The organism is Desulfogranum marinum, assembly GCF_963675105.2.
Classification (GTDB): domain Bacteria; phylum Desulfobacterota; class Desulfobulbia; order Desulfobulbales; family Desulfobulbaceae; genus Desulfogranum; species Desulfogranum marinum.
In genome coordinates, this window is record NZ_CAXXRO010000001.1 from 191,871 (window position 1) to 199,875 (window position 8,005).

An 8,005-nucleotide genomic window follows, 5' to 3' on the forward strand; every position below is an offset into this window, starting at 1 on the left:
CCTCCTATACTGCTCTCTGAATAATTGGATAGATACTGTAAAATACTATTTTATATTCCACTCCAGGTCAAGGCGACTGACGACATTCAAGCCTCCACCCACTACATAATTATTTGTTTTCCCAACTGATTCGAGAAAAACCTGCACCTCATAAGAACGAGTCCCTGCATTGCATATGATAATGCATGTCTTGTCATCAGGCACCTCTTGGTGACGCGCTCTCATCTCTTCATATTGGACGAAAAGCCATTTGTCGGCTCCATATTTTTCCACATAGGGTTTGGCTTCGGCCGGATGGCGTATATCAAGAGCCACCCAGTCTGGTTCCGTCGTCATGTCCTCCATCCAGGCAAGAAAACGATCCAACTCGATCTGCCTGAAACGTCCGTCGCATAAATTTTCCGCTGCATACGCGACAGCATTGATGGAATCAATGGCAGAAGAGAAAGGCGGCGCATAAGCCATTTCCACATCGGCAAAGTCCTCTATCGTCGCTCCCTGAGCAATCAATCCTGCCGCCGTATCGATCCGGGCAGAAAGAGAATCGTTCATCATCCCGAAACCTTGTACTCCTAAAACCTTCCTGGTTCTTTTATCAAAAACCATCTGTAAAATCACCACCGCCTGATTGGGAAAAAAATGCGCTCGATCCGGCGGGGAGGTAATGGCATATTCTGCGTCAACTCCTTCTGCTTTAGCCGCTTCATAACTAATTCCGGTTGTAGCAATGCACCGTTCAAAAGCCTTCATGATAAAAGAGCCACACACCCCTTTAAACTGCGTCCGTATTCCTGCCAGGTTGTCTGCAACTACACGTCCCTGACGGTTGGCCAGTGAGCCGAGCGGAGTAAATGTATCGCGACCGGTCACCAGGCTGAGACTGGCAACGCAGTCCCCGGCTGCATAGATATCCGGATCTGAAGTTCTCATCCGCCGATCAACTCTAATACCACCTCTGGGAGCGACCTCAAGACCTGCTTCCCTTGCCAGTTCACTCCTAGGGCGTACACCGACGGCAACAATGACCAATTCTGCTTCCAGAGTACGCTTAGGCGTTTTTACCGCAGTTACCTTCCCTTCATCGTTACCGATAATCTCAGTGGCCGATTCTCCGGTGTAAACATTCACCCCATTCTCCGACAAATGCTTTTTAAGCATACTTGCCATTGGCCAATCAACAATTGAAGGCAGTAGCTGCGGTGCCAACTCCAGCAAAGAAGTTTCCACTCCCCATAGATCTTTAAGCGCCTCGGCCATCTCAATGCCTATCGCCCCTCCGCCAATGACAACCGCCTTACCTACCTGCCCCTGAGCTATCCTTTTTCTAATTTCAACGGCCTTATGAAGATTGGCAATGGTAAAGACACCATCCAAATCAGCGCCGGGAATGGGAAGAGCAAAAGGTTTTGCTCCGGTGGCTAGCATCAGCTTGTCATAGGGCAATTCCTGCTTTTCACCACTGTCGAGGTTTATAACCTTTATCACTTTCCGTTCCCGATCGATGGCGGTCGTCCTGGTACGAGTCCGGACATTCACTCCTTTTGCCTTCTCAAAAAACTTCTCATCACGGACAACATGAAAGCTGGTAGCGCGCAACTCACTTGCATCAGACACATCACCACTTACATAATAGGGGATGCCGCAGCCGCCATAGGAAATAAGACTATCCTGGTCTACCAAGGTAATATTCCAATCAGGTTTCAAACGTTTCAAACGACACGCCGCTTTAGGCCCAGCTGCAACAGCACCAACAATAACTATCTCTTTTCCCACGACATTTCTCCTAATATTACCGATAAATTCTCTCAAAACCAACGTATAATCCAGTACCCAGGATAATCTCCCCAACCAGTGCCCAGCCGTAAACAGGTGGTTTACTAAAGGGCTGCCAGGCGCCTGTCGAGTTGAGACATTTCCACTTCAAATCAAAGATTGTGAAAAAATAAAACACAAACATATACCGACTATTGCAAGCATTATTTTTTCGACACTTACTCCGAGTTGAAAAAAATGCTTCTGTTCGACAAGCTCTGGAGAAGAGATAAACGCTCTACAATATACAATACAACGTCACTATTCGACAAATAACGATTCCCTTCGCCTTAACCTCCTAACCCGTATTTTCCTTAGTTCAGGCGGCGTCAGTTTCATTTTTTCGGCAGTGAAAGGGTAAGCGGATACTCCGATAGTTACCTTTTTTTACTGCAAAAATACAGAAGTAGATGGCGTCGACCGGGCTGACCTAGGGTGACCATTGTGTAAAATTGTAAGTTCTCATTATTGAGTCCAAGCAGCTACAATCGCACAATATCTATCAATTTAACACAGTGGTCAGGGGAAATCCGGCTAATGCGATACATCTCATTATTCCTTTTCCCTGTACTTGTCAAAGCACAGCTAAACACTTTTTCCCCGTTCTATCAGCAATCATGCTCTGAGCAGGTGTGCGGTGCAGGTCATCTCAGTTCCCAAATATATTCTCTAATAAACCCGGAATAACCTTTTGTATTTGTTTTTCTACCGCACCGGCAGCTGCTTGCTTAATGATTTCGGCAATGGTTTGTTGGAGATTATCTCTACTGAACAATGGCTCATCAACAGAGCCTTTAATGGGAATATCAATGGTTGTTCCTTCCAGGATCCGGTATCCTTCCTTGCCGACCAACGCCTTGGTAACAGGAATAGTTAAAAGATAGTCCAACGACCCATCATATCCCGCTGACCCATGCAGGGTCATCTCCGCCTCCGCAGCCAAAATGTGTACAGGTGAACAGCTGACGCGACCATTCTCCCCTTGGCAGGTAATCTCTGCATCCTTCAAGTCCAGAGAATCTCCGGAAACATTCACCAGCTGCAATATTTCACGTAGAAAAACATTACTTTCAAGCTGAACCTGCTGGACATCAATAATTGTCCGAAAACGAGTCTTCTCTGCTTCACCAAGCGGGACAAAAAGCGAATCAGCACGCATACTGATCACCCCTTGTGGACGGACAAGAACACCGAACAAAGGATGCATTTTTGCCAGTACATTTTTCACCAACGGTTCCTGCAGGTGAACTTCCGAAAGAATTTCTTCCGGCTTCTGTAGCGAGAGAGCAGCAGTGTCCCCGGTTCCGTCATACAATGGGGAGAACGATAGAGTTCCCTTGTTCAAGTTTCCCGCTGCAGTGAAAATCCCTTTCCCTTTCTCAATAGCGCTGGACAAAGTAAACTTACTGATATCGATCCCCTGGTACTGGATAGCATCTATTCCGCCTTGATAATGGAAAGAGAAAGGGGTACCTTTCTCCCCGCTTTTACTTAAAGCGAGGGAGGCAGAAATGGTCTGTGCGTTTCGCCCTGTAAGTTTAAACTGCTTACCCGTGACGGATTCAAGTAGTGTCGCCAAAAAAGTAAAGTCAGGGATCGCCTCCCCTTCGATGGTAATATTAGCTGCATCACCACCACGAAAATCGGCTTTGCCGTCCCAAGTCAAGAGCTGTGACTGTACCGATATCTCCGGTAATACAGCGTCTTTCGTCCCAACAGCATGGTGCAGTTCAATCTTGGCATTGAGATCCTGTTTGTCTACAATTATTTTCTTATCACGGAGATAGGCCAGATCCTGCCCCTGAATTTGCAAAAGTGCCTCAAGCTGCTTGTCACGTCCAAAGACGTGTCCAGAAACGACTGCGCTGCCCTTGCCTTTGACGGCACCAGGCAATTGATCCATCTGATGGATGACTTCCACTAAATTATCTACAGCAAATTCGCTGGTAAAATCCAAGGTAAAATCGCGAGTCAAAAATTGCCAATCGGCAACTTGCATAGAGGCGGAAGGAACTGAAAGTATTCCAGAATCAAAAAACAGATGCGGCAACACCATTTCCCTATGGGTCAGATCAAAGGTTGCCCACCCTTTTTCAACGCTCCCATAGTCTTTCCAGTCATTAAGCACCACCAAAGGGGCCACATTCACAAAACCAATTGGAGAATCAGGTGTTTTCCCCAATAGAGCAAACCGTACGTGCTGGTCTTCATAGCCTATATCACGATACTGCATCTCCAAATTACTAATTTCAAGATCAAATTTACCTATTTTTAGTAATTGCGGCTCGGTTTTACCGGAGGCCTTTACCGAGGCTACCCCTTTGGCAAATATTTGTTCCTTGTCAGGTCGAATACGATTGAGAAAGGTGGTCAGCGGTTCCAGATCCAGGGAACCGTTAACGGCATACCCGCCGTTGAGCCAACCGCTGCTGCTCCGGCCGGCATCACGCTTCATATCAAACAACTGTGCTTGTCCTTCTCCCAACCAGCTGTCAGTGGAAAAATCTAAGTCCATGCTTCCTTTGCCGTCTAACCAGGAACGCGGAGCTGTTCCTTTCACTGAAAGCTGCAATGGATGCTCAGGGACAAAATTGCCGCGGGTGTCATCCATGGCAAATTTTTTCACGTTCAGTGTGGTCGTTACCTGATACTGTTGATCCTGCAATATCATTGAAGAGCTGTCGAATTCGGCCTGCCCGCGGACCTGGTACTCAGTTTCCACAAAAGTATTCATTGCCTTGGATGCTTTCTCCAGATCCGCCGTTCCGTGGAGTGAAAAATTATCCAAACTGCCATTGCCTTCCAAAGCCAGAAAATCGGTAACAAGTTGTAACTTTGAAAAAAAAAGGCTCCCGCTCCCCTCCTCCTGATACACATCCACAGAAAGTGAGAAAGGGTCATCCCAAAGGATGTGTTGTTGTTTAAAGGCTCCTTGCAAAACACTGCTCCCGGCATTGGCTACAACCCTGTTAACCCCTTTAGATTTTTGTAAAGCAAGGTCAAAATCAAGCTCCCCCTCAGTAACAGTCACATCATCTTTCATCTTAAGGGTATGGGGAAACATGGTGAACAAGGCAGGCAATTGTAACTTCCCGGAGGCTTTTACTTCTCCATTGTTATCATGCAAAGTGCCGCTGCTCTTTAGGCTCAACAATTCTGAATAAAGAAGAAACGTATTGACCGCCCACTCTTTTTCAGATTTCCGCGCTCCATCAATGACAAGTTCCAGTTGTTTAAATTCTGGACGATCAGCTCCCAAAATCCCACCTGTCAACGCAAAGTCATTTATAGTACTGCTCCCCTGAACAACAATATTATTAAGGCCAGCAGTTTTGACCTGCCATTTCCCATTAAGCATTCCCTGCCCTGTAGGAACAGGACCACCGGCCGGCTGCGCGGCTGCAAACGCTCGCAGGAAACCGGTCAAATCCAGGCGGGTAATCTCGACTTCTGTCGAAGAAACAAGAGCAGGCAAAAGCGGCTGATTATATATGGGCAGGTTAAAAAAGCCTTTTGCAAACACTCTGCCTTGCTGCTCTCCGGACAGCATCTGGAAAGCATAGTTCACCGTCCCGTCATTGAGGCGCGCCTGAAAATTAATTTCTTCAGCCAGCGTCTGCAGACCTGGTGCAACCATGGGAGTAATAACTCGTCCTTTACGCACACGAAGGCCGGCAATCAATCCTTCCCAAAAAGGTTTTTCCCTACCCGGGCCTGCCGATTCGTTTTCTATGTTCGACTTCGTTTCGGCTGAGGAGGGATCAATTTCGACAGGTGACTCTGTTTGCGCGGAGCCACTTTCGCTTTTCGCGGCACTGGTTTTCGCTGCAACCGGCACTCGTATGACAGGAGAATCTATAAAAATCTCTCCAACATTGCGCGGAGCCATCAATAATTTCAACAAACTCCGATCAACGGCAACTTGCTGCGCCATGAACAGAGATTGCCCGTCGGATCTACGAAACTGCACCTCATCGCATGCAAGGCCTTTCGTCCAACCTCCAGCACAGGATGTGATTGTCAGCTCACCGCTAATAACCTGATTGAGTCGTGGCAGAATAAAATCGAGCCCAACCTGTGAAAAAAGGAAGGTAGGGAGAAAGGCTACGGTTAAAAGCACGAGGAGCAGGCAAGAAGACAATATCCACTTCCATATTTCCCCCCTTCTTTTTCCCATCGCGAGCCTCCTTATTGCCTCTATTCATTGATAATGACATCAGCACCTTGGCCCAAATCCAAGACGTTGTCAATGGTCTTCTTCGCGCTATCAGTTAGAAAAACAGAACATTGCCATTGTCATGCATCTGTTAAATAAACTGTAAAAAAAAGACGTCCACGACTGTCATACCCACTATGAAATTGATCAAGCAGATTCTATTCCTCTTCTCTTGTTACATATACAACCTTTAGAAAGAGTCACCTTACATCTTGACTGAAATTTCAGTTTGTGTTTCAATTGAAATCCAAGATAGGATTACCCACTGCGGTCGCTGGTCGCAAGGAGAAGCTATGAAAACTTTAAAAAAACAAGACAAAACACCCATCAAAGCAGAATCGCTCAGAGACCAAGTGTACGAAATACTCAGTGAAAAGTTACACAAAGGTGAGCTTCTTCCAGGTTCCATTATTGATCAAAAAAAGATTTGCAAGGATCTTGAAATCAGTCGTACTCCACTGAACAATGCCCTCATAAGACTGGACGCAGAAGGGATTGTCACCATCCACCCACGTAGCCGTGTCACCGTAAACAAACTGGAAGAAGAGGACATCGAGTACCTTTACGGCATCATCGGAACTATTGAGAGCACGCTTATCACTAAAGGTTTTGAGCGTTACACTTCAGATATTCTTGATCAGATGGATGCCCTAAACAGACAAATGAGACACCATATCCGGGAAGGCGATTTGGGATCATATGGCCTGCTGCATTATCAGTTTCATGGTTTCTTTATCAAGACAGCGCCCAATCTTTTTGCAGAACGTATCTTACGTCCCATAAAAAACAGACTATGGGATTTCCCGCAAAAATCATTTGCGCAGCAGTGGTACCTGGATGCCTGCACAGAGCACGAGACGATCGTGAACGCCATTCGCGGAAAGGATCCGGACAAGGCAGCTTCCTGCCTTAAAGATGTGCACTGGAACTTTGAATACAACAAAAAGCATATTCGAGCGGTTTATTACCTCTAGGCCACCCTGGAAATAAGCGACCGTAAATATAAAACAGAAAAGGAGACGATCATGCGAAGATCTAATTTGCTACTGCTGGTATGTATAGTTAGCGCCCTTACCCTGCCCAGCCTGTCCTTTGGAGAAGAGTTCACCATAAAACTGCAGAGCTACTATCCTGCAGGTATGCTGGATGCAGAAAAAAAATTTGCAGCGATGGTTGCGAAGGAAAGCAAAGGCAAGATTAAAGTCGTGCCCTATTCCGGTGGAGAGCTGGTACCCTCCAGCCAGATATTAAGCGCCGTCAAAACAGGCACCATCGGTATGGGCCGCGGAATGGGGCATCATTTTACTGAAACACCGATTGGTCCGATAGAATCTGGAATGCCCCTTGCTTGGACTTCACCTGAAGAAGCGCAAGCCATTTTCTTCGAACACGGCTTAAAAAATATCATCGAACAGGAATATGCCCAACATGGCGTCAAGTACCTGGGGCCTGTGTGGGCAGCGCCATATCATTTTCTAAGCAAACGCCCCATCAGAAGCATTGAAGATATGCGCACAATGAAAATTCGCGCAGTTGGAGCCTCTGCCAAAATGCTGAACAAGCTCGGCGTCAAAACAGTTTCCATGCCGCCGGAAGATATTTATCTGGCTCTCACAACTGGTCAGATTGATGGAGTGCTCTACGGCTCGGCCTTTGAATACAAGACAACCAAATACTATGAGGGAGCCCGCTTTTTCAACACCTCACCGGTGCTGGACCCTATCGTTGACAACCTTGTCATCAATTTGGAACTTTGGAACTCTATGCCTAAAGACCTGCAGGACGTCGTACAAAAAGCAGCTGATAAGTTCCGCGCCGGCTATTATGCCTGGATTACCGACAAGGATGAGGCAACCATCAACGAATTATTCAAAAATACCAACTCTGCTTTTTCCGAAGAAGACATGAAACAAATGACAGCAGCGGCACTGTCTGTCTGGGAAGAAGAGGCCAAAAAATCTGAAGCCAATGCCAAGG

The 8,005-nt window shown here is 46.6% G+C and carries 4 protein-coding genes; 2 read left to right on the top strand and 2 right to left on the bottom strand.

The window, feature by feature from the left end:
- Positions 1-45: 45 nt before the first annotated feature.
- Positions 46-1,773: an FAD-dependent oxidoreductase gene (locus ACHZCY_RS00790; RefSeq protein ID WP_319547496.1), complete on the bottom strand. Its 1,728-nt coding sequence runs from the start codon at positions 1,771-1,773 to the stop codon at positions 46-48.
- A 688-nt stretch (positions 1,774-2,461) separates the two neighbouring features.
- Complete coding sequence (locus tag ACHZCY_RS00795; RefSeq protein ID WP_319547497.1) at positions 2,462-5,989, bottom strand: hypothetical protein; 3,528 nt, start codon at positions 5,987-5,989, stop codon at positions 2,462-2,464.
- A 332-nt stretch (positions 5,990-6,321) separates the two neighbouring features.
- Here ACHZCY_RS00795 and ACHZCY_RS00800 point away from each other — a divergent pair, with 332 nt between their 5' ends.
- Together ACHZCY_RS00800 and dctP are read left to right on the top strand one after the other, a co-directional pair.
- Entirely contained in the window at positions 6,322-7,002 is a 681-nt protein-coding gene (locus ACHZCY_RS00800) for a GntR family transcriptional regulator (RefSeq protein ID WP_319547498.1), read from the top strand.
- Positions 7,003-7,053: 51 nt separating this feature from the next.
- Positions 7,054-8,005: TRAP transporter substrate-binding protein DctP (gene dctP, locus ACHZCY_RS00805; RefSeq protein ID WP_319547499.1), on the top strand; the 952-nt coding region annotated here is incomplete at its 3' end.

Coding starts and splice junctions, on each gene's coding strand:
- ACHZCY_RS00795 (WP_319547497.1), bottom strand. CDS start 5,989: ATGGGAAAAAGAAGGGGGGAAATATGGAAGTGGATATTGTCTTCTTGC.
- ACHZCY_RS00800 (WP_319547498.1), top strand. CDS start 6,322: ATGAAAACTTTAAAAAAACAAGACAAAACACCCATCAAAGCAGAATCG.